Annotated in this window: 19 protein-coding genes; 13 read left to right on the top strand and 6 right to left on the bottom strand. The window is 62.0% G+C overall.

The genetic code is table 11. The annotated features are described in order from the left end of the window. Positions 1-43: 43 nt before the first annotated feature. The 4 genes from yihA to ACX9NZ_RS07575 all read right to left on the bottom strand — a co-directional run bounded on the left by yihA (position 44) and on the right by ACX9NZ_RS07575 (position 4,088). On the bottom strand, positions 44-682 hold the full coding sequence (yihA, locus tag ACX9NZ_RS07590; protein ID WP_294121660.1) for a ribosome biogenesis GTP-binding protein YihA/YsxC: 639 nt from the start codon (positions 680-682) through the stop codon (positions 44-46). Positions 683-698: 16 nt separating this feature from the next. Further along, positions 699-1,529 carry a 5'-methylthioadenosine/S-adenosylhomocysteine nucleosidase gene (locus ACX9NZ_RS07585; protein WP_407496694.1) on the bottom strand — a complete coding sequence of 277 codons (831 nt, stop codon included), beginning with the start codon at positions 1,527-1,529 and terminating at the stop codon, positions 699-701. Positions 1,530-1,665: 136 nt separating this feature from the next. After that, complete coding sequence (gene moaC / locus ACX9NZ_RS07580) at positions 1,666-3,024, bottom strand: cyclic pyranopterin monophosphate synthase MoaC (protein WP_302742390.1); 1,359 nt, start codon at positions 3,022-3,024, stop codon at positions 1,666-1,668. 5 nt (positions 3,025-3,029) lie between these two features. Then, a complete protein-coding gene (locus ACX9NZ_RS07575) occupies positions 3,030-4,088 on the bottom strand; it encodes a GTP 3',8-cyclase MoaA (RefSeq protein ID WP_407496692.1) in 1,059 nt (352 codons plus the stop codon). Between the two features lie 270 nt (positions 4,089-4,358). Here ACX9NZ_RS07575 and ACX9NZ_RS07570 point away from each other — a divergent pair, with 270 nt between their 5' ends. Together ACX9NZ_RS07570 and ACX9NZ_RS07565 are read left to right on the top strand one after the other, a co-directional pair. Next, positions 4,359-5,603 carry an MFS transporter gene (locus ACX9NZ_RS07570; protein WP_407496690.1) on the top strand — a complete coding sequence of 415 codons (1,245 nt, stop codon included), beginning with the start codon at positions 4,359-4,361 and terminating at the stop codon, positions 5,601-5,603. 130 nt (positions 5,604-5,733) lie between these two features. Beyond that, on the top strand, positions 5,734-6,480 hold the full coding sequence (locus tag ACX9NZ_RS07565) for a YitT family protein (RefSeq protein WP_330006533.1): 747 nt from the start codon (positions 5,734-5,736) through the stop codon (positions 6,478-6,480). Positions 6,481-6,580: 100 nt separating this feature from the next. Here ACX9NZ_RS07565 and ACX9NZ_RS07560 read toward each other — a convergent pair whose 3' ends face one another. After that, a complete protein-coding gene (locus ACX9NZ_RS07560; protein WP_330006534.1) occupies positions 6,581-7,459 on the bottom strand; it encodes a MurR/RpiR family transcriptional regulator in 879 nt (292 codons plus the stop codon). Between the two features lie 241 nt (positions 7,460-7,700). Here ACX9NZ_RS07560 and ACX9NZ_RS07555 point away from each other — a divergent pair, with 241 nt between their 5' ends. Beyond that, on the top strand, positions 7,701-8,738 hold the full coding sequence (locus tag ACX9NZ_RS07555; RefSeq protein WP_407496687.1) for a LacI family DNA-binding transcriptional regulator: 1,038 nt from the start codon (positions 7,701-7,703) through the stop codon (positions 8,736-8,738). On the opposite strand, the gene ACX9NZ_RS07550 is transcribed toward ACX9NZ_RS07555, so the two are convergent. Next, on the bottom strand, positions 8,719-9,714 hold the full coding sequence (locus tag ACX9NZ_RS07550; protein WP_118652413.1) for a LacI family DNA-binding transcriptional regulator: 996 nt from the start codon (positions 9,712-9,714) through the stop codon (positions 8,719-8,721). The genes ACX9NZ_RS07555 and ACX9NZ_RS07550 overlap by 20 nt on opposite strands. A gap of 153 nt (positions 9,715-9,867) precedes the next feature. On the opposite strand from ACX9NZ_RS07550, the gene ACX9NZ_RS07545 reads away from it, so the two are divergent. The 10 genes from ACX9NZ_RS07545 (at position 9,868) to ACX9NZ_RS07500 (ending at position 20,239) form a co-directional block, all read left to right on the top strand. Beyond that, positions 9,868-11,340 carry an alpha/beta hydrolase domain-containing protein gene (locus tag ACX9NZ_RS07545; protein ID WP_407496685.1) on the top strand — a complete coding sequence of 491 codons (1,473 nt, stop codon included), beginning with the start codon at positions 9,868-9,870 and terminating at the stop codon, positions 11,338-11,340. A gap of 29 nt (positions 11,341-11,369) precedes the next feature. After that, positions 11,370-12,551, top strand: a complete 1,182-nt coding sequence (locus ACX9NZ_RS07540) for an apiosidase-like domain-containing protein (protein WP_407496683.1) — start codon at positions 11,370-11,372, stop codon at positions 12,549-12,551. Between the two features lie 39 nt (positions 12,552-12,590). Further along, positions 12,591-12,992, top strand: coding sequence for a putative collagen-binding domain-containing protein (locus ACX9NZ_RS07535; RefSeq protein ID WP_407496681.1), 402 nt, complete (start codon positions 12,591-12,593; stop codon positions 12,990-12,992). A gap of 93 nt (positions 12,993-13,085) precedes the next feature. Continuing rightward, on the top strand, positions 13,086-14,357 hold the full coding sequence (locus tag ACX9NZ_RS07530; RefSeq protein WP_407496679.1) for a PTS sugar transporter subunit IIC: 1,272 nt from the start codon (positions 13,086-13,088) through the stop codon (positions 14,355-14,357). Positions 14,358-14,447: 90 nt separating this feature from the next. Further along, positions 14,448-14,750, top strand: coding sequence for a PTS sugar transporter subunit IIB (locus ACX9NZ_RS07525; protein ID WP_407496677.1), 303 nt, complete (start codon positions 14,448-14,450; stop codon positions 14,748-14,750). A gap of 2 nt (positions 14,751-14,752) precedes the next feature. Then, the gene (locus ACX9NZ_RS07520; RefSeq protein ID WP_117793902.1) at positions 14,753-15,070 is read left to right on the top strand and encodes a PTS lactose/cellobiose transporter subunit IIA; all 318 of its coding nucleotides are present in this window, start codon (positions 14,753-14,755) and stop codon (positions 15,068-15,070) included. Between the two features lie 283 nt (positions 15,071-15,353). Continuing rightward, entirely contained in the window at positions 15,354-16,754 is a 1,401-nt protein-coding gene (locus ACX9NZ_RS07515) for an L-fucose/L-arabinose isomerase family protein (RefSeq protein ID WP_407496674.1), read from the top strand. A 167-nt stretch (positions 16,755-16,921) separates the two neighbouring features. Further along, positions 16,922-17,758 carry a transketolase gene (locus ACX9NZ_RS07510; RefSeq protein WP_407496672.1) on the top strand — a complete coding sequence of 279 codons (837 nt, stop codon included), beginning with the start codon at positions 16,922-16,924 and terminating at the stop codon, positions 17,756-17,758. Next, positions 17,751-18,692: a transketolase family protein gene (locus tag ACX9NZ_RS07505; protein ID WP_407496670.1), complete on the top strand. Its 942-nt coding sequence runs from the start codon at positions 17,751-17,753 to the stop codon at positions 18,690-18,692. Before ACX9NZ_RS07510 ends, ACX9NZ_RS07505 begins: the two co-directional genes overlap by 8 nt. A 56-nt stretch (positions 18,693-18,748) precedes the next feature. Continuing rightward, positions 18,749-20,239 carry an FGGY family carbohydrate kinase gene (locus ACX9NZ_RS07500; protein WP_407496668.1) on the top strand — a complete coding sequence of 497 codons (1,491 nt, stop codon included), beginning with the start codon at positions 18,749-18,751 and terminating at the stop codon, positions 20,237-20,239. Positions 20,240-20,369: the final 130 nt, after the last annotated feature.

Below are 20,369 nucleotides of genomic sequence, written 5' to 3'. Positions count from 1 at the left end.
GCCGCCGTTTTGCATGTGAAAAAAAGATGGCTACTCGATGGCGCTAGGCTTCGTTGAGGGCGTCCGAATCCGCGGCCCCATCGTTTTCGTTGTCGAGGCAGAAATCGACGATGGCTTGCTTGAGGCGATCGATGCCCAAGCCAGATTCACTGCTTGTGACGATGAGCCGATCGGCGGGGATGCCGAGCTGCTTGCGGATGGAGGCCGCTTGCTTGCCCTGCTGCGACTTGGAGAGTTTGTCCGCCTTGGTGAGGCAGACAATGAAGTTGAAGCCGTTCTCACGCAGGAAGTTGATCATCTCAAAGTCGAGCTTGCTCGGGTCGTGGCGGATGTCAACGAGGGAGACAACCAGATTGAAGCTGCGTTCGGAGTCGAAGAAGTCGCCGATGAGACGAGCCCAGCGGTCGCGCTCGGCCTTGCTTCGCTGTGCGAAGCCGTAGCCGGGTAGGTCGACGAAGTGCACGCCATCGGCTTCGAAGAAGTTGACATTGGCCGTCTTGCCGGGGGTGGAGGAAACCTTTACCAGGCTTCGACGGTTGAACAGCTTGTTCATGATTGAGGACTTGCCCACGTTGGAACGGCCCACAAAGCTGACTTCGGGGCAGGTTGACGGTGGAATCTGCGACGCCTTGCCATAACTGGCGACGAAGTGGACTTTGTTGTAGTTGATGGCTTCGGCCATAGGGCAGCCTTTCGTGCTAGTCGCGGGGCTCGACACCCAGCTTAACCGCTAGGCGACGGACGATGGACAGGACGAGGGAACTTGCGCTTGCGGCATATTCCTCGAGGTCGAACTCGCGGGAGGACAAGGCATCGTAGCTCTCATCGCAGTTGTCTGAAATCGCGCGCAACACCAGGCAGTCAATCCCGTTCTTGGCGGCGATGTGCGCGATGGCGACACCCTCCATCTCGACGCAGTCGCCCTGCGTGGCGGCGATGGCGGCGGCCTTTGCTTCGCATCCGCTCACGAAGCGGTCGCCCGTGGCGATGGTGCCGCGCAGGTACTGCTGCGGCTCGGTGCCTGCGTTGTTGCGACGGAACAACGTGGCATCGGCATCGGCTCGCGCGGCGGCAAGGGTCTCGGGGCCGGCGGCCGCATTGCCAGTGAGGGAGGCGTCGATGTAGCCGTGGGCGCGTAGCGTTTCTTCGGCGAGGTCGATGAGGAAATCGGTGCTGGTAAATTCCTCGAGTTCGGGAGCGGATTCGGCGATGAGGGCCGTGTCGGTGTCGAGGTAACGCAGGTGCTCGCCGATGACGACGTCGCCGATATGCAGCTGGGGGTTGAGGCCGCCAGCGATACCGGAAAAGATGATGGCATTGGCATGGTAGGCGCTGATGAGATGTTGCGCCGCTGCGGCGGCGTTAACCGTACCCATGCCGGCGGTGGTGGCAACCACTGTGAAGCCGTGATACTCGCCGCCCACGATATGCAGCCCGGCTTCGTCGACGACGGTGCCCTTTTCTACGGCGGTATAAATCTGGCGCACTTCCTTTTCCAGCGCGCCGATGATGGCGATGGTGGGTGTCATGCGTCTCCAATCGGGCAAGCGAGTGTGTATCGCGGCCTATTCTAGCAGCGCAAAGGTGAACGCCAGCGATTTTGCGGCAAACGAACAGACCCCGAACGGTCGCCCGGGGCCTGCAGGGCGCCAACGAGCTGGACGGCTACTTTAGATTTTGCAGGTGGTCGTATACAAAACTTGCGATAGCGGCAGAGTCGTTGATGTCGAGGAAAGGCGGCAGCGTGACGTCGGATTCGTTGAAAGCACGCCCCTCCTCCTCGGCGGCGGCGCGGGCGGCCTTTGCTGCTCGTGTGCGGAAGTCGCGTGCCACCACATCGTTGCAGGCCACGGCAAGCGTGTTCTCGTCGATGAGCTCAAACGAGTCGCGTCCACGCATGCGGTCGATGCCGCTGCGCGCCACGGCTATGCTCGGCAACCCCGCCGTCTTGTAGCCCTCCACGATCACGATGTCCACATCGGTGTAGTGCGCAATCAGGTCGCGCACGGGAACCTCGCCGTCGATCCGCGCGTATTCGGCGTAGGCGCCGGGCGAGACAAGGCCCACATGGCGGCTGCCCGCCTGAGCGTGACGCCACGAATCCTTGCCGGGCTGGTCGATGTCGAAGCCCTTGTGGCCGTGGTGTTTGATGGATCCCACGCGCAGGCCGCGCTGGGTGAGTCGGCTAATGACCTTCTCGACGAGCGTCGTCTTTCCGGCGTTTTGGTAGCCCACAAAGGCGATGGCCGGCGCCGCCGCCCCTGTGCGCGGTCCGCCGGGCAGCGGCGAGGGATCGAGGTCCTCGGGTGCGGGGGAGATGGGGTGGAGGGCCGCGTTTGCGGCATGGGTGGAGTCGGCGATGGCCGTAGCGTCATCGGTGCCTGCCATGTCTTTCGCACCGTCGCGTTCCCACAGGCCGGAACGCCCGCCCTCTTTGTGGAGCAGGCGTACGTCGACGATCTCCATGCCGCGGTCGACGGCCTTGCACATGTCGTAGATGGTGAGGCAGGCGGCCGAGGCGGCGGTAAGGGCCTCCATTTCGATGCCCGTGACGCCCGTCACGCCGCAGGTCGCGCGCACGCGAAAGCCCACGCGACCGTCCTCGCGCTCTGGTGCCCAGCCGCTCGCGAGCTTTGTGCCCGGCGCGGTGATGGGCGCTATCTCGACCTTCGCCTTGGTGAGGTTGAGCGGGTGACACATGGGGATGATGTCACTCGTGCGCTTGCTCGCCATGATGCCGGCGATGCGCGCGCAGGCGAGGACGTCGCCCTTCTTGGCGCGGTCCTCGAGGACCATCGCCTGCGTCTCGGGGTGCATGAGGATGGAGCCCTCTGCGATGGCGAGGCGCTGGGTGACCGCCTTTTCGCCCACGTCGACCATGCGCACATCCCCGTGCTCGTCCACGTGTGTGAGCTCATCGCGGTAGGCATCGCGCGGCTCAACCACGGCGGCGGGGTACTTCTCGTGTACGGCTCTGCCCAAGGTCTTTGGGCGCTCGGGCTTATCGGGGGTTCGGGCGGTCACGGAGATCAGCCTCCAATCTGCGACATGAAGCGCTGGGTTCCATCAATGTGGTCATGTTGCTGGGGTTTATGGGCAATCGCGGTGCGATACAGGGCAACAACCGCTTCGTCGTCGCCGGTGCGTAGGGCGTCACGTACGTTGTACTCGGCGTCGGAGAAGAGGCAGGGCCTTAGCTGACCGTCGGCGGTAAGGCGCAGGCGGTTGCAGGCGCTGCAGAAGTGGTTGGACATGGCGGAGATGAAGCCCACGGTGCCCGCGGCGTTGGGGAAGGCCCAGTATCGTGCGGGACCGGCTCCGTACGGTGCGCTTTCGTCCACGGGAGCGAGGGCTCCGATACCCATCGCACGCGCCTGGCTCGAGATGAGCTCGCGCAGCTCATCTGAGGGCACGACGTCGCTTGCGTCCCACAGTTCGGGGTTGAGGGTGCTCCCGGAGCAGCCCGAAGTCCCGGCCCCGCAGTGGGGCGAGGTGGCTGAGGAGCCAATGGGCATGTACTCGATGAAGCGCACGTGCACGGGGCGCTCGAGCGACAGCTTAGCGAGCTCGAGCACATCCTGGTCCATACGCCTGACCACGACGGTGTTGACCTTGACCGGCTCGAAGCCGTATTCGAGGGCGGCATCGATGCCGGCGAGCGCCTGTTCGACGCGGCCCAGGCGCGTGATCTGGGTGAAGCGGTCAGCGTTCAGGGTGTCGAGCGAGATGTTCACGCGGTCAAGCCCGGCTTCGCGAAGTGCCGGCGCAAGACGAGGGAGCAGGGCGCCGTTGGTGGTGAGGGAGATGTCCTCGATGCCATCGATGGCGCGAATTTCCTCGATGAGGGGCACGATGCGGTGCGAGACGAGCGGTTCGCCCCCGGTGAGCCGCACGCGCGTGATGCCCTCGGGAGCGACGAGCCGCACGAAATGAGCGATCTCCTCGGCGGAGAGCAGCTCATCGTGCGCGCGCATCGCGACGCCCTCCTCGGGCATGCAGTACACGCAGCGGAAGTTGCACTTGTCCGTGACGGAGATGCGCAGGTAGTTGATGCCTCGGCCGAAGCCGTCGTGAAGTTCGCGGGGCACGCGGGCGCCTTTCGGGATGGTCCGGCGGCATGCCGGTGAAGGGTAGATGATTTCATGGTACCCCACGTCACCGAGGGGAACCACGATGGTTCGCATGCGTTTCGGGAGGGGGCCGGTAAGCCGGTTGGGGTACTTTGCTACACTGGAGTGCTAAAGCACGGGAGATGGGAAGATATGGGAAAGGGACATTTCTCCGGCCTTTGCGACCGGTTTACCTATTCAACGCCGGAGCTCACGCAGCAGGTTCGTCGGTTCATCTGAGCGCGTCTGTTGCTCTATCTCGGCGCGATGTCGAGCTATTTCATCGGCGTGATGGGAACCCTCACGTTCGCTATGGGTGCGGGCGTGGGGGACAACGCCATCGCGGTCGGCTTACTCAACCTATGCATCGTGTTCGGCCAGATTCGCGGAGGTGGTTTGCTGGACCGTATGGGACCGCACCTCTACCTGCGCATCGCCGTGGCAGGACTCGTTGCGAGCGGCCTGCTCTACCAAGTGGCGGGCACGAGCGTCGTGGGCGTCTACATCGGGGCCGCTGTGTTCGGGTTCGCATGGGGCATGGCCGAGACCATCCCGCGCTCGTACCCCGCCTATCTCACGGATGACCTGGATGAGCTCAAGCGCATCAACGCACTCGTGACCCTTACGGGCAACATCGCCATCGTAGTGGGACCGCTTGTGGGCGGGGCGATCTCGCTCGTGGCTCCCACGCAGGCGGTATTTTTGTTCATGGTGGCCTGCTCGGCGTTTGCGCTCATTCCCGGATGGGGGATCGAGGCTTTGAGGCAGCCTGGTGAGCTCGATGGGGGCGCCGATGACATGGGGGAGGCGGCCTTCTCGTCGACGGACGGGGCGCCAGCGGGTGATTCCGCTCCCCGGGGGAATATCTCCGCGGGCTTCTCCGTCATCTTTGGCAGCAGCGTACTCACCTTGCTGTTCTGGGCAACGCTTCTTTCCTTCATGGGATACGGAGCATTCGACCCGCTCGAGTCCCTGTTTTACCGTGATGTGCTCAACGTGGGTGCCGAGTGGATGGGCTGGCTGTCCGCTCTGTCGGGCGTGGGCGGTCTTATAGGTGCCGCGCTTGCGGGCGTTATGCCCCCGCGCCTCATCAACGTGCGGGCCCTGCTCGTGGTTCTGTGCATCACGGGGCTCGGTAGCCTGCTGTACGTTGCCACGCCCTTCGTACTTATCGCGTGCGTTGGGCAATTCATACTCGGTATCGCGTTCTCGGCATTCGGCCCCATTAAGGACACCCTCGTGCAGGTGCATACGCCGCTCGACCGCATTGGCCGCGTCAATGCCGCTATGGGCGCCGGGTACAACATGGCGGGCGCGATTCCGCTGCTGTGCGCCCCGAGCCTCGCGCACATGTTCGGCGTGCAGGGGACGCTCATAGCTGCGGGCATGCTGGTCGCTGTGGTCCCACTCGCGATTCTGGTGGTGCGCCGTCGGGAGCTTGCCCAACTGGTGAAGAGCGAGCGCGTGGCAGAGGAGGAGCTCGCGGAAGGATAGCCGCCCACTTATGAAGGTGCTTTTGGAGACGGCGTGAACGAGTAACGACGCCCCGCGTGCTCGGCTTGCCGCCGCCGTAATCCTCGGCTAGGCTGGATATGCACGAGATCACTTGGGAGACGTGATATCCATGCCGCGCGAGAATACGCAGCACCAGAACGTGACAACGATCAATAGCGAAGACGCCACAACGGAGGGCGACAGTCCGAGCGTGCGCATTGCCGGCTTGAGCCCACGTGAATTCGCCAAGAGGGTGCTCGTCATCTTGCTCGGGTCCGCCATCGTGAGTTTTGGCGTGCACAACATCCATAATGTCACGGGTATCACCGAGGGCGGTATCATCGGCCTCGTCCTGTGCTTCGACCATTGGTTTGGCATCCCGCCCTCGGTCGTTACGCCGGTGCTTGACGGTCTGTCGTACCTAGTGGCGTTCAAGGTTCTGGGTGGCGGCTTTTTGGGCTGGTCCGCCGTGGCGACGGTTTCGGTCGCCGGATTCTACAAACTCTGGGAGAGCCTTCCTCACATGCTGCCCGATCTTTCGAATCAGCCGCTTGCCGCTGCAGTGCTTGGTGCCCTGTTCGTGGGCGTGGGCGTGGGGCTCGTGATTCGTCAAGGCGCTTCGGCTGGCGGCGACGATGCGCTGGCGCTCTCCATCTCCAAGGTCACCGGTTGGCGTGTGGGCCGTTGCTACCTGTTCACCGACCTCACGGTGCTCGCACTCTCGCTTACGTACATCCCGGTTGTCAAGATTGCGTTTTCACTCATCACGGTTACGATCTCGTCGGCCGTCATCGACGTGGTGAAGGATGCCTCGTGGGACCATGTGGAGGAGCTGGGCGAGTGGCTGCACGAGCGTCGCATGTCCGCTCGTCGGTGAAAACTCGCTCATGTAATTGTAGTCAACTGCTAAAAACTCGCTCATGAAATTGTAAAATAGCAGGTAGATACTATCGCAGGCGATTGAGCATCACGCTGGCTTATTCGCTGGGGCTGAGCTCGGTGCCGCGGAGGGCGGGAAGGGCCGTTGCGGGAAGTGCCCGTTCCAGGAATTCGAAGCTCGCATCGTAGTCCTGCGCGAAGAGGCAGCAAAAAAGCGAGTCGAGCACATATTGCACGGCAATATGGCTGGCGAACTGGGTGATGCGGTTTTGCAGGCTCTCCTTGTCGCTCACGTGCAGGTACACGTTGAGGCCCGGGTTGAGTTGCCCGCCGCGCGGCGTCCCGACGAAGACCGTGGGGACTCCGCGTTCCTGCAGGATCGGCAGGATCGTGGTGAGATTGGGCCCTAACCCCGAATATGAGATGACGAGCGCCGCGTGCGTCGGGTCCGCGGCGAGGGCGACCCGCGTCTGAGACTCAATGCTCTCGAAACAGGTGGCGGTGCGCCCGATGGAGAGCAGGCGGTCGCAGAACATATGGGCTGGGTAGAGGTTATGCGACTGCGTGAAGATGTCGATCGACGCCGCGCGCTCGAGAAGGCCCGCGGCCCGATCGAGCTCGACGCCGTCGAGCACCTCGCGTGTGTCGGTGAGGGTCGTCTCGTAGACCTGCGCCATGCTCGTGAGGACCGCATCGGCGCTCTCGCCTGCATTGAAGGGGAAGTTGATGTCGACGTTGCCCGAGCGCCTCTGCTGCTCCTCGGCACGCGCCACCTCGACCTTGAGCTCCTTGAACCCCTCGAGTCCGAGTTTTTTACAGAAGCGATGCACGCTGGGAATCGAGACATGTGCCGCGCGGGCGAGCTCCTTGATGGTGAGGCCGTGCAGCCTGCCGCCGAGCGCCAGCACGGTGCCGGCGAGCTGCTGCTCGGCGGGCGTGAAGCCCTCCGCCAGCTCCATGCGTCGCTTGATGTCCATGGCGCCCCCCCTACGCGGAGATGGTTGGATTGGTATCAAATGAGGATATCAAAACGTATCAATGATAAGTCTCGCCACCGGTGGAGCCGCGATATCGTTCTGCAGGTGTCGGTTGAGGGCCTGGAACAGGTGTCGGCGCGTGTTCAACCTGACCGTTTACGGAATACTCGCCGTAGCTCCCAGCATTTTGCGGTATCTATACATATAGCAAAACATTTGTTTAGTTGTTTAGGAGCTTCTCATGGCCAAGGTCAGCGTTCGAGAGATCAGCCGCGCGACGGGATTCTCCCCGGCGACGGTTTCCAACGCGCTCAACGGCAAGCGCAGCGTGAGCGAGGAGACCGCCCGCATCATCCGCGAGGCCGCCCAGAATATGGGCTATCAGCAGAGTGCGCAGCCCGATGCCATCACGTTCGTGCTTGCGCGGAAGAGCGGCAAGATCGTCGATGAGAGCACGTTCCATCCGTCGGTGATCGAGGGCGTCGAGCGCCAGGCGCGCCGTCACGGCATGAGCACCTCCTTCGTCTCCGTCGACTTCTCCGATTTGGATGCGGCGCGGCCCCAGGTCGAGTCGATCGCGGGCGACCCTTCCGCCGCCATCGTGCTTTTGGGCACGGAGCTCGGGGAGGAGGATTTCCGTCTGTTCCGTGACTGCGCGGCGCACATCATCGTGCTCGACAGCTGGAGCGACCAATACGATTTCGATGCCGTGGTGATGTCCAACGAGGATTCGACCCTGCGCGCGGTCAACTGTCTGATCGAGCACGGTCATCGCAAGATCGGCTATCTCGCCGGTGATTTCCGCATTCAGAATTTCAAGGCGCGCGAGCGCGGGTTCGAGCGCGCCCTTTCCGAGGCGGGTATCGAAGTGAATTCTGCCTGGCGCGTGTCGCTCGGTACCACGCTCGAGACGGCATATGAAGATATGGCCGCATGGCTCGCGAGCACGCCGCGCGAGCAGCTGCCGACGGCCTTCTTCGCCGATAACGACGTGCTCGCCGTCGGCGCCCTGCGAGCCCTGTCTGAGGCGGGTATCGAGGTCCCGCGCGACGTGTCGATCATCGGTTTCGATGACCTCTCCGTCGGCGCCTTCTCGAATCCCCCGCTCACGACGGTGCACGTGCTCAAGCACGAGGTGGGGGAGATCGCGGTGAGGCGTTTGGTCGGTAACATCCGAAGCCCCAAAGTTTATACATGCCGGACAATGGTATCGACGTATTTCGTAGAGCGTCGCAGTGTGAAATCAACGAATGGGACACCTAGGCCGATTCGCGCTTAATCAGGGAGACTCCAACTCCAATGCTGATAGGGTGGTGCTCGCTTTCATCTATGACCTCGATGATGCGCCCGGCGGCAAGGGAGCCCATATACCGCGATGGGACATTCAACGTGGTGAGTCGCGGCTGCACGTAGGTGCCGCCTACGTGGTTGTCAAAGCCGATGATACGCACATCGTCGGGCACGCGATAACCGCGCTCCATTAGCGCCTTCATGGCACCTATGGCAATATCATCAAAAACGGCGGCGTAGCTTTGGGCAAGGGGCTCGCCCGCATCGATGATGCCGAGCATGTTTGCGTATGCGTCGTCTGGAGCGACGGCGAGCTCGTGGATGATGCCACACTTTTCCGACCCGGCTAGCTGACTGACGGCGTGCTCGTAGGCAAAGCGTCGCTCGGCGAAGTTGCCCAAGGTAATGGGTGTCGCTAACAGCCCCGGGACAGATCCATACTTCGAATACAGGTACTGTACGGCAAGCGCCATACTGGCGGCGTTGTCGATCTTGACCGTATCGACCCCAACGTTCATGCATGAATCCAGCAGCAACAGAGGGCAGTCCAGCGACGCGAACGGCATAAAATCCGACTCGAACATCTCTGTCGCAAGGATGATGACGCCGTCGTATTGCGCCTCGGCGATGTTGGCAATCTGCTCCTGTATGTTCTCGTATGGCGAGTAGTTCACCAGTGAAAATGAGAACCCCGCGTGCCTCAGGGCGCCTTCGACTCCGGCAAGCATGTCGGAAAAGAAAGGGCTCGAGAAGATGCGGCGTCGATTAAAGGCAACCAGTGCGACGGTTCCGCTCTTTTGGCGCTCAAACTTAATCTTGCTAAAGTCGTAACCTAGGGCCTCGGCGGTGCTGAGTACTAACTGGCGAGTCTTTTCGCTTACGCCGCGTCGGTTGTTAAGTGCGAGGGAGACGGCCGCTGCCGAGATTCCCAGCTGGTCGGCGATTTGTTTTGCAGTGACGGCCATGGTGATTCCTAACGATTGACAACTAAAAGTGAGCTTAACACTCAGCTGTTCATTAAGCTAAATATTTAGTAACTCAACTTAGGAATCGATAGAAGTTAAGTTGCGTCCCCAGTAGAGTTTGTCTCAACAAACGCAACGACAAGGGGGACGAAGATGATCAGCGGTATTTCCGAAATGCCCATCACGGATGAGAGCTATCCGTTTTCGAGCGCCGAGCGCTACTGTCATCTGAGCGCAAAGGGCTACGCCGAGCGCGAGTATCGCGTCGATGGCACGGCCAATGTGTACCGTACTGCCGATGAAGACGGCGGCGTGGAGGTCATGACCGCGGACGCCCCCTATTCCAACCGCATCGTTGTTCGCGCCCCGAAAGATCCGGCGCAGGCGAGCGGCAATGTGGTGGTCGAGATTATCAACCCCACGTCGTTCATGGAAATCGAGCGCATGTGGATCCTGGGCTACGGCGAGTTTGTGCGCTCCGGCGACATCTACGTGGGCATCACCAGTAAGCCCAACACCATCGCCAAGCTCAAGGAATTCAATCCCGATCGCTATGGCTTTATGAGCTGGGCAAACCCGACTCCCGAGCGCCCCTTCGACTACGATCCGAAGCAGCTCGAGCGCGGCGGCGCGCTTCCCGACATGGATATTTCCTACGAGACGGGCCTGTTTTGGGACATGCTGACCGATCTTGCCTGGCTGCTGCGCGAGGACTCCGACCTCAACCCGATCCGCGATTATCCTCGCCAGGCAATCTGCCTTACGGGATGGTCGCAGTCCGGCGCCTATCTGTTTCGCTACCTTAACAGCTTTGCCTATCGCGAGGACGCGCGCCGCGGTGGCCGCGTGTTCGACGGATATCTGTCCGGCGGTGGTATCCACTCGATGTGCATTCCCGTCAACCAGTACGAGAGCGACCGAGGGTATGCGCACCACCTGCTGCGCGTCGAGCACGTCGAGGAGCCGTTTATCGCCCTTCAGACCGAAAGCGAGAACGGTCGCTTTGAGAGTTGGCGCACGCTTATGCCCGATAGCGACGACCCCGATTTTAAATACCGGCTGTACGAGGTGACGGGTGCTTCCCACGATACGCAGTGGAGCTATGTCGACTATTACCAGGACGACGAGGACCTCAAGCGCATCGATCATTTGCCGGTGTACGTCGGCAAGCACGCCGAGGCAAACGCCTACCCGTCGCAGTACCTCTTCCACGCCGCTTTCCGCAACTTGTTCCGTTGGGTTCGCACGGGTGCCGCTCCGGCAACATGTCCGCGCATTGAGTTGGACGCGAACGGCGAGAACGTAAAGGATGCCTTGGGCAACACCAAGGGCGGCCTTCGCACTTGCCTGCTCGAGCATCCGTTTGCCCGCTATTCCAACACGAGCCTGGTGGAGCCGGGCCAGGGCACGGTCGATAAGACGAGCGACAAGGATGGCCTGTTTGGCCATATGGAGTCGTTTTCGGCATCGATGCTCAAGGAGCTGTACGGATCGCTCGAAAACTATCGCGCTCTGTGTGCGCGCGATACGGCGATCGAGGTGTCACAAGGTTTTATTTGTGCCGAGGATGCCCAAGCGATCGTTGACTTTGCCGTGACGTCCGCCAGCGAGCGAGGACTGAACTAGTAGGCACCAAGACCAGAAAGGGGTCTGCAATGGATATGACGTTGAATCAAAACGCTGCCGCCGAGATGTGGCGTCCGGTTATTCTGACGTTCGAGAGCGCCTGCTCGTTCGACAACCCGTTTTTGGATGTTGAGATTTGGGCGGAGTTCACCGGCCCGAGCGGCAGGGTAATTCGCCGTGAGGCCTACTGGGACGGCGAGCGTATCTATCGCGTGTCGTTTGCTCCGACCGAGCTCGGCGCTTGGAGCTATGTTATCGAGGCTCCCGAGCAGACCGGCCTTAATGGCCGCACGGGCAACGTCGAGGCCGTGCCGTACGAGGGCGAGCTCGATCTGTACCGCCACGGTTTTATCCGCGTTGCAGACGATTCGCGCATGTTTGCCTATTCAGATGGTACGCCGTTCTTTTGGCTGGGCGATACCCATTGGGAGTTTGCCTACCGCGAGAGCTGGGATACGTCGAACCATCCCGGCATGACGAGCCAGTTCCGCGGCATGGTCGACCTGCGCGTTGAGCAGGGCTTTACCGTCTATCAGACCAACCTGCGCTCTGACATGGGCGCAGGAGATCGCTATTGGATTGACGGTGGCATGGCCAAGGGCGTGGAAGATGTGCCTAATGTGGCCTTCTACCAGCGGGAGCTCGACCGCCGCATGGCCTATATTGCCGATGCGGGCTTAGTGAACGCACTTGGGCAAGCGTGGGCGTTTGCCATTCTCGGCGAGCATGCCGTGGAACACCAAAGGCACCTCGCCCGCTACCTGGTGGCGCGCTACGGTGCATATCCGATGGTGTGGACGCTTGCCGGCGAGGTTGCCGGATACCGCAAAGAAGGTCGAGCCGCCATGCTTGACGGCTGGCGTGAGGTCGCCTTGGAGATTGAGGCACGCGACGGCTATGGTCATCTGGCGACGGCGCACTATACCAACGAGCGCCCCTTTGCCGATTACTACCAGGATGAACCCTGGATGGACTTTACGCTCAACCAGGCCGGTCACGGCGATTACCTCATCAAGGCAAGCGACTACTTTGACTATCTGGCAGCTCATGACGACAAGCCCTTCGTTGAGGGCGAGGCACTCTACGAGTTTTGCTCGACGCTCGAGGAGATGGGTACGCGCCTGTGCACCGCAGACATGCTGCGCCGCGTGGCGTATATCTGCATGCAGGCCGGCGGCGCCGGCTATACCTACGGAGCCCAGGGAATCTGAGACAACGTGTGGGAAAGCCCTGAGGAGCTCGACCCCTTTATGGCAATCTTCAACCGCTTTGGCATTACTTGGGCCCAGGCGGTAGACGGAGAAGGTGCGGTCCAGATGGGCTACATGCGTTCCTTCTACGAAGACAATCACTTCTGGGAGCTCGCTCCCTACGAAACGACCGATGCGGGCAACCTGTTTGCCAACAAGGCTCCGCTGGCAACCGCCAACCAGGACCTTTCGCGCATCGTCGCGTACTTTGGCGATACCGTGCGCCAAAAGCTTGCTATCGAGGGTGTGCCGACGGGCGCTGCCTATGCAAGCCGATGGTTTAACCCTCGCACGGGCGCATACCGTGACGGCGAGGACGCCCCTGCCGTCACGGACAGCATTACCCTGCCTGACAAACCCGGGGTTGGGGATTGGCTCCTCGTCCTCGAGCTCAAGGCGTAACCATATTTCCATTGGTCATAGGCGGGAAAGAGTCGGCCGCAATTTCCCGTTTGACAGCTAGATGATTCGTTTAGAGAGGATCAGTGAACACAAATGAGCGTTCTCGATTCGATGCAGGGCTTCCTCGAGAAGCACGTGGGCCCCATTGCCCACAAAGTGAGTAGCTTTAACGTCGTAAAGGGCCTTATGTCCGGCATGATGGCGACCATGCCCGTTACGCTGGGCGTGGCGCTGCTCTCCATTATCAACGGGCTGCCGATCCCGCCGCTGCAGGCGTTCCTTGCCAGCACCGGCATGTCGGCGACGATTACCGACGTACTGGTCGTTACCATGAACCTCGGCGCCATCTACATGTGCGCCTCGGTCTCGTACTCCTACGGCAAGGTGCTCGGGAACAAAGGCCTTACGTCGACGGTTGCGGCTATTGGCGTTTTGCTCCTGCTGATTCCTCTTGGCCATGCCGAGGACGGCTCGACGTTTATCGTGACCCGTTATCTGGGCAGCTCGGGTCTGTTCGTTGCGCTGCTCGTGGCGTTGATCGTGCCGAAGGCGCTTAACTTCCTTATGAAGCATATCGCCATCCCCATGCCCGATTCCGTCCCTCAGTTCGTTAACGATTCGCTATCTCCGATGTTCTGCGCCATCGTTATCTTCACCACGGCCGCGCTGCTTAAGTGGGGTATGGGCCTGACGACCTACGGCGACGTCTTCAACCTCATCAACACCACCGTTGCCGCGCCCGTTATGTTCCTCGGTTCGAGCCCGTGGGCCGTCGTTATCTACTTTGTGCTGTGCAACCTGCTGTTCTTCTTTGGTATTCACCCCAGCGTCCTGATGAGCGTGTACATGCCGGTTATCAGCGCCTGCGCCTTGGCCAACACCGAGGCATATGTTGCCGGCCAGCCGCTGCCATACTTGGCGTTCATCATCATGTTCTCCGTGGGTTCTGTTGACGCCTTGGGTATGGAGCTTGCGCTGCTCACGGCCAAGTCCGAGCGTTACAAGGCGCTCTCCAAGATTGCTTTGGTGCCCGCTATCTTCAATATCTCCGAGCCCATCATCTTTGGTACGCCCATTGCCATGAACCCCTATATGTTCATCCCCTTCATCCTGCTCAAGCCGGTCGCATGCGCCGTTGCCGCCATTGGCCTGCTGCTGGGTCTTGGCAACGCTTTTAACCCGACGATCAGCATGCCGTTCGTGGTGCCGCTGCCCATTAGCAACTTCTTTTCCGGCGGTCTTGGTCTGGTCGCTATCGTCTGCGGTGCGATTCTCGCCGTTGCCCTGCTGTTTATCCCGTTTGTCAAGATGGCCGACAAGCAGGCCCTCGAGGAGGAGGCTGCTGCAAAGGCTTCTGCCGAGTAGGCCATTGTCTATGAGGTTGTAGGTTCGGCCGATCGCGTTGATCTCCGAAATATATAAGTCCCTGTGAGGGGTTACAGGAAAGGAACTGCAATGAAAAACATCGTTCTTATGTGCGCCGGCGGCATGTCCACGAGCATCATCATGAAGAACATCAAGAAGGCGGCCGACGTCGAGGGGCTGGAGTGCGAGGTTTCCGCCCACGCTGTCAGCGAGGCAGCCGCTATCGGTCGCAATGCCGACTGCATCCTGCTTGGGCCGCAGGTCGGCTATGCCAAGGACGAGGTTTCTGCCGCGTGCCCCGAGGTTCCGGTCGGCGTGATCCCCATGACTACCTACGGCATGATGGACGGTGCCAAGGCGCTGGCTCAGGCCAAGGAACTGATGGGACTGTAGGCATGACGACGGAAGAGATTCAGCTTCAGAGTTTTCAGATCATTGCAGGTGTCGGTTGCGCGCGCAGCTGCTATATCGATGCGATTCATCTAGCTCGTGACGGCAAGTTCGAAGAGGCCGAGGCAAAAATCGCGGAAGGCCAGCAGCACTATGCCGAGGGCCACGCTGCCCATGGTGGCCTTGTCCAGCAGACTGCCGCCGGCGAGGACCTGAGCATCGATCTTTTGGTCGTCCATGCCGAGGATCAGCTGATGAGCGCCGAGGGCTTTGGCATCCTTGCCAAGGAGTTCGTGGACGTCTATCGCAAGATGGGCGCGTAGCCGCTGGCCCTGTTGCCGGGCTGTCGCCGCGGGCGGTGCTCTCGCGGCGATGGACGGCATTGGTTCCGTTTACATACTTGCGTGGACAGAGAGGGTCCTTTGGGGCCCTCTTTTTTTGTTCCCCCTGTATGTTCAGAACGTTTACATACCGTTTAGGCTGATTTCTCTACCGTTTACAGGTATTTCGCGCTAAACTAATAAACAAAAGAGTAAAACATTTAGTAAACAGAACAAAACGAAACATGAGTCTGTTTACTGAACATGTGACTAGGGGAGGACGTACATGGATAAGATCAAGCTCGGTTTTGTGCCTACGCGCCGCAGCATCTTTAGCGCGCCGGACGCGATCAAGTATCGTGGTCTGACGGCTGACCGTCTGCGCGAGATCGGCGTCGACATCGTTGATATCGACGACATCAACGACGAGGGCCTGCTGTTCGACGACAGCCATATCGAGCCTATCGTCAAGAAGTTCCGCGCCGAGGGCGTCGACGGCATCATGCTGTGCCACGCCAACTTTGGTACCGAGTACGTCTGCGCCCGCCTTGCCCGCGAGCTCGGTCTGCCCGTGCTGCTGTGGGGCCCGCGCGACGAGCGCCCCGAGCCCGATGGCACCCGCCTGCGCGACAGCCAGTGCGGCCTGTTCGCCACCGGCAAGGTCCTGCGCCGCTTCCAGGTCCCCTTCACCTACATGACCAACTGCCGCCTGACTGATCCCGAGTTCGAGCGCGGCGTTTGGGACTTCCTGGCCGTGTGCAACGTCGTTAAGACCTTCAAGCACACCCGCATCCTGCAGATGGCCACCCGCCCGTTCGACTTCTGGTCGACCATGTGCAACGAGGGCGAGCTGCTCGAGAAGTTCAACATCCAGCTTTCGCCCATCCCCATGACCGAGCTTGTTCAGGCCGTGCGCGACGCCCAGGCCGACGAGCAAGCCATGGCCGCCATGCTCGCCCACATCGCCGACAGCTTTGAGATCTGCATCCCCGAGGACAAGGTCCCCGCGGTCGCAGGACTCGCCATCGCCATGAAGCGTCTGGTCGAGAAGTACGGCTGCAACGCCGGCGCCATCCAGTGCTGGAACGCCCTGCAGGACGAGCTGGGCATTATGCCCTGCGCCGCCAACGCCATCCTCAACGAGATGGGTATCCCCGTCGTCTGCGAGACCGACATCCACGGCGCCATCACCGCGCTGCTCGTCGAGGCCGCCGACCTGGGCCGCCATCGCGGCATGTTTGCTGACTGGACGGTCCGCCATCCCGACAACGAGAACGGCGAGCTGCTGCAGCACTGCGGCCCCTGGCCCTGCAGCTGCGCGGCCGTCAAGCCCAAGCTCACCTACCCGCTGGCCTTCGATCACCCCGGCGCGCTGACGGCCGAAGCCAAGCACGGCGAGTTGACCCTCTGCCGGTTCGATGGCGACAACGGCGAGTATTCGATGCTGCTCGGCCGCGCCCGTGGCATCGACGGCCCCAAGGGCATGGGCACCTACCTGTGGGTCGAGGTGGACAACCTCAAGCGCCTCGAGACCAAGATCGTCGAGGGGCCCTACATCCACCATTGCGTCGCCATCCATGCCGACGTCGTGCCGGTGCTATACGAGGCGTGCAAGTACATCGGCGTCAAGCCGGATCTCTACGACCCCATCGAGGAGGAGGTTCGCGCCTACCTGCGCGGTGAGTAACGGGGCTACTCGGTCGGAACGTGCCGGCGCGCTACCACAGCACCCGATCTTCGGGCTCAATCGTCGCTCACGTACCGAAGTACGCTTCGCTCCTCTTTCGCCCAAATCTCGGGCACTGTGGAAACGCGAAGGCCTCATATGGGGCGCTCTCCTGAAAGGAGTTATCTGTGGCAACTATCGAGGAGCTTGAGACGCTGCGGTGGGACCTGCGCCGCGACTGCGTCGACATTATCATGGCCGGCAAGGGCGGTCACATTGGCGGCGACATGAGCGTGATCGACGCGCTCATGGTCCTGTACGCGCGCCATCTGAACATCGCGCCGGACCGCGTGGACGACCCCGACCGCGACCGGTTCGTCCTGTCCAAGGGGCACGCCATGGAGGCGTATTACGCGGTGCTTTGCCATGAGGGATATCTCGACCTCGATGACGTCAAGGCCCGGTTCTCCCAGTTCGGAAGCCCTTATATCGGGCACCCCAACAACAAGCTGCCCGGCATCGAGATGAACTCCGGCTCGCTGGGCCACGGCCTTCCCGTGGCCGTGGGCATGGCGCTCGCCGCCCGCATGGACAAGCGGCCCACGCGCGTCTACACCATCATGGGCGACGGCGAGCTCGCCGAGGGCTCCGTGTGGGAGGGCGCCATGAGCGGCGGCAACTACGCGCTCGACAACCTGTGCGCGCTCGTGGACCGCAACCGCCTGCAGATCTCGGGTTGCACCGAGGACGTGATGAAGCAGGACTCACAGGAGGAGCGCTGGGCGTCGTTCGGCTGGAACGTGCTGTCCATCCCCGGCAACGACGTCGCCGCGATCGACGAGGCGCTCGGCCTGGCGTCGCGCACCAAGGGAAAGCCCACGGTGATCATCCTCAACACGGTGAAGGGCTACGGCTCCCCGATCATGGAGGACAAGGCCGGCTGGCATCACCACCTGCCCAATGCCGAGGAGTATGCCCAGATCATCGCCGATTTCTCCGCCCACAAGGAGGCCTGCCATGCCTAACTCCATCCCCAACCGCAAGGTCATTTGCGACGAGCTCCTCGCTGCGGCTGCCCACGACGAGGATGTGGTGGTGCTCTGCTCCGACTCTCGCGGATCGGCATCGCTCACGCCGTTTTTCGATGAGTATCCCGAGCGCTCCGTCGAGATGGGAATCGCCGAGCAGAACCTCGTGAGCACCGCCGCCGGCATGGCCGCGATGGGCAAGCGGCCTTTCGCCGCGAGCCCGGCGTGCTTCCTCACCACGCGCTCCTATGAGCAGTGCAAGGTCGACGTCGCGTACTCGAACACCAACGTCAAGCTCATCGGCATATCGGGAGGCGTGAGCTACGGCGCGCTGGGCATGAGCCATCACTCCGCGCAGGACATCGCCGCTATGAGCGCGATCCCCAACATGCGCGTGTACCTGCCGAGCGACCGATTCCAAACCGCCGCGCTCATGCAGGAGCTGGTGCGCGATGACAAGCCGGCCTACGTGCGCGTGGGTCGCAACCCCGTCGAGGACGTGTACGCCGAGGATGACTGCCCGTTCGAGATGGATCGCGCCACGTGGGTGCGCCGCGGGGCGGACGTGGCGATCGTCGCCACGGGCGAGATGGTGCGCCATGCCGTTGACGCCGCCGACCTGCTCGCCGAGCAGGGCGTCTCTGCCACCGTGCTCGACATGTACTGCGTCAAGCCGTTCGATGCCGAGGCGGTTGAGGAGGCCGTCCGCTCCGCCCGCGCGGTGGTGACGGTCGAGGAGCACAGCCCCTTCGGCGGCTTGGGCTCCATGGTCGCGCAGGTTGTGGGCGAGCATTGCCCGCGTCCGGTCAAGTGCCTCTCCCTGCCCGACGCGCCGGTCATCACCGGCACGAGCCCCGAGGTCTTTGCGCACTACGGCCTGACGGGTGCCGGAATCGCAAAGACGGTCGCCGAGTTCCTGCCCGCAGAGTAACTGGAATGTGACAAAGGGACCGTCCCTTTGTCACATTCGTTTTGAAAGGGGTGGCCATGGGCCGCTACATCATCGGAATCGATCAATCCACGCAGGGCACCAAGGCGCTGCTGGTGGACGAGGGCGGCCATTTGATTCATCGTGCCGACCGCTCGCATCGCCAGATTGTCAACGAGGCCGGTTGGGTGAGCCATGATCCGGCCGAGATTGCCGCCAATGTGCTGGCCGTGGCGCGCGCTGTGGTGGAGGAGACCGGGGTCGATCCGGCCGACATCGCCGGCATCGGCATCTCCAACCAGCGCGAGACCACCGTTGCCTGGAACCGCGCGACGGGCGAGCCGCTGTGCGACGCCGTGGTGTGGCAGTGCGCCCGCGCCCGCGAGCTGTGCGACAAGCTGGCCGCGCGCGAGGGTGTGGCCGAGCTGGTGCGTGACACGACGGGTCTGGTGCTCTCGCCCTACTACCCGGCGGGCAAGATGGCCTGGATCCTCGCGAACGTTCCCGCTGCTGCCGAGGCTGCCGCGGCGGGCGAGCTGTGCCTGGGTACCATCGATGCCTGGGTGGTCTGGACGCTCACGGGCGGCGCGGAGTTCCGCTGCGACTGGTCCAACGCCAGCCGCACGCAGCTCTTTGACCTGCGCCGTGGTTGCTGGAGCGAGCCGGTGTGCGAGGCCTTTGGCGTTGACGTGGCCTGCCTGCCGCAGGTGACCGATTCCGATGGCCTGTTCGGCATGACGGACCTGGGCGGCTTTTTGCCGGCACCCGTGCCCATTCACGGCGTGCTCGGCGACAGCCATGCCGCCTTGTTTGCGCAGGGCTGCCATAGCCGCGGCATGGCCAAGGCGACCTATGGCACCGGCAGCTCGGTCATGATGAACGTCGGCGACGAGTTCGTCGCCAGCTCGCACGGGCTTTCGAGCTCGCTTGGATGGCGCATGGACGGCGTGACCGAGTACGTGCTCGAGGGCAACGTGAGCTACGCCGGCGCCGTCAAGACGTGGCTGCGCGACGATCTGGAGCTCATCAATAACCCCGAGGAAGTTACCGACCTGTGCTACGCCGCCAATCCGGCGAGCCGCGTCTACTTTGTGCCGGCGTTTACCGGTCTGGGCGCGCCGCACTGGGCGAGTGACGCCGAGGGCTGCGTCTTTGGCATGACGCGCACCACGGGTCGCGCGGAGTTCGTGAAGGCCGCCGACGAGTCGATCGCCTATCAAATCTTTGACGTGATTGATGCGATGGTCGAGGATTCGGGTGCGGCACTGGCCGAGCTTCGTGTTGACGGCGGCCCCACGCGCGACGCGTACCTGATGCAGTTTGAGAGCGACCTGGTCGGCTCGCCCATCCGCATTGCGAGCAACGACGAGATGAGCGGTCTGGGTGCGGCCTGGACCTGCGGCATTGCGCTGGGCATGTACACGCGCGACGTCGTTGACGTCTACGGCGTTCGCGGCATCGTGGAGCCGTCGATGCCCGCCGGCGAGCGATCCAAAAAGATCGCCGGCTGGCGCCACGCCGTAGCCGCCACCATCTCGTACACTGCCTAGGCGGCTGCGCGTCGCCCAAGGATTTTTCTGGGACGGGGATTAAAAACTCATTGACCCCCGTCCCAGGTGGTCAATTTGGGACGGGGCTTTTTTGACTGGTATGATTGGTGCGACCATTCGAACCAGCTAA

The organism is Collinsella sp. BM28 (genome assembly GCF_054551995.1).
This window is presented reverse-complemented; position numbering and strand designations above follow the sequence as displayed.

Bases quoted from the DNA above. Each gene is read 5' to 3' on its own strand.
- yihA (WP_294121660.1), bottom strand. From the start codon at position 682: ATGGCCGAAGCCATCAACTACAACAAAGTCCACTTCGTCGCCAGTTAT.
- ACX9NZ_RS07585 (WP_407496694.1), bottom strand. From the start codon at position 1,529: ATGACACCCACCATCGCCATCATCGGCGCGCTGGAAAAGGAAGTGCGC.
- ACX9NZ_RS07565 (WP_330006533.1), top strand. From the start codon at position 5,734: ATGCCGCGCGAGAATACGCAGCACCAGAACGTGACAACGATCAATAGC.
- ACX9NZ_RS07560 (WP_330006534.1), bottom strand. From the start codon at position 7,459: ATGGACATCAAGCGACGCATGGAGCTGGCGGAGGGCTTCACGCCCGCC.
- ACX9NZ_RS07555 (WP_407496687.1), top strand. From the start codon at position 7,701: ATGGCCAAGGTCAGCGTTCGAGAGATCAGCCGCGCGACGGGATTCTCC.
- ACX9NZ_RS07550 (WP_118652413.1), bottom strand. From the start codon at position 9,714: ATGGCCGTCACTGCAAAACAAATCGCCGACCAGCTGGGAATCTCGGCA.
- ACX9NZ_RS07545 (WP_407496685.1), top strand. From the start codon at position 9,868: ATGATCAGCGGTATTTCCGAAATGCCCATCACGGATGAGAGCTATCCG.
- ACX9NZ_RS07540 (WP_407496683.1), top strand. From the start codon at position 11,370: ATGGATATGACGTTGAATCAAAACGCTGCCGCCGAGATGTGGCGTCCG.
- ACX9NZ_RS07535 (WP_407496681.1), top strand. From the start codon at position 12,591: ATGGCAATCTTCAACCGCTTTGGCATTACTTGGGCCCAGGCGGTAGAC.
- ACX9NZ_RS07530 (WP_407496679.1), top strand. From the start codon at position 13,086: ATGAGCGTTCTCGATTCGATGCAGGGCTTCCTCGAGAAGCACGTGGGC.
- ACX9NZ_RS07525 (WP_407496677.1), top strand. From the start codon at position 14,448: ATGAAAAACATCGTTCTTATGTGCGCCGGCGGCATGTCCACGAGCATC.
- ACX9NZ_RS07520 (WP_117793902.1), top strand. From the start codon at position 14,753: ATGACGACGGAAGAGATTCAGCTTCAGAGTTTTCAGATCATTGCAGGT.
- ACX9NZ_RS07515 (WP_407496674.1), top strand. From the start codon at position 15,354: ATGGATAAGATCAAGCTCGGTTTTGTGCCTACGCGCCGCAGCATCTTT.
- ACX9NZ_RS07505 (WP_407496670.1), top strand. From the start codon at position 17,751: ATGCCTAACTCCATCCCCAACCGCAAGGTCATTTGCGACGAGCTCCTC.
- ACX9NZ_RS07500 (WP_407496668.1), top strand. From the start codon at position 18,749: ATGGGCCGCTACATCATCGGAATCGATCAATCCACGCAGGGCACCAAG.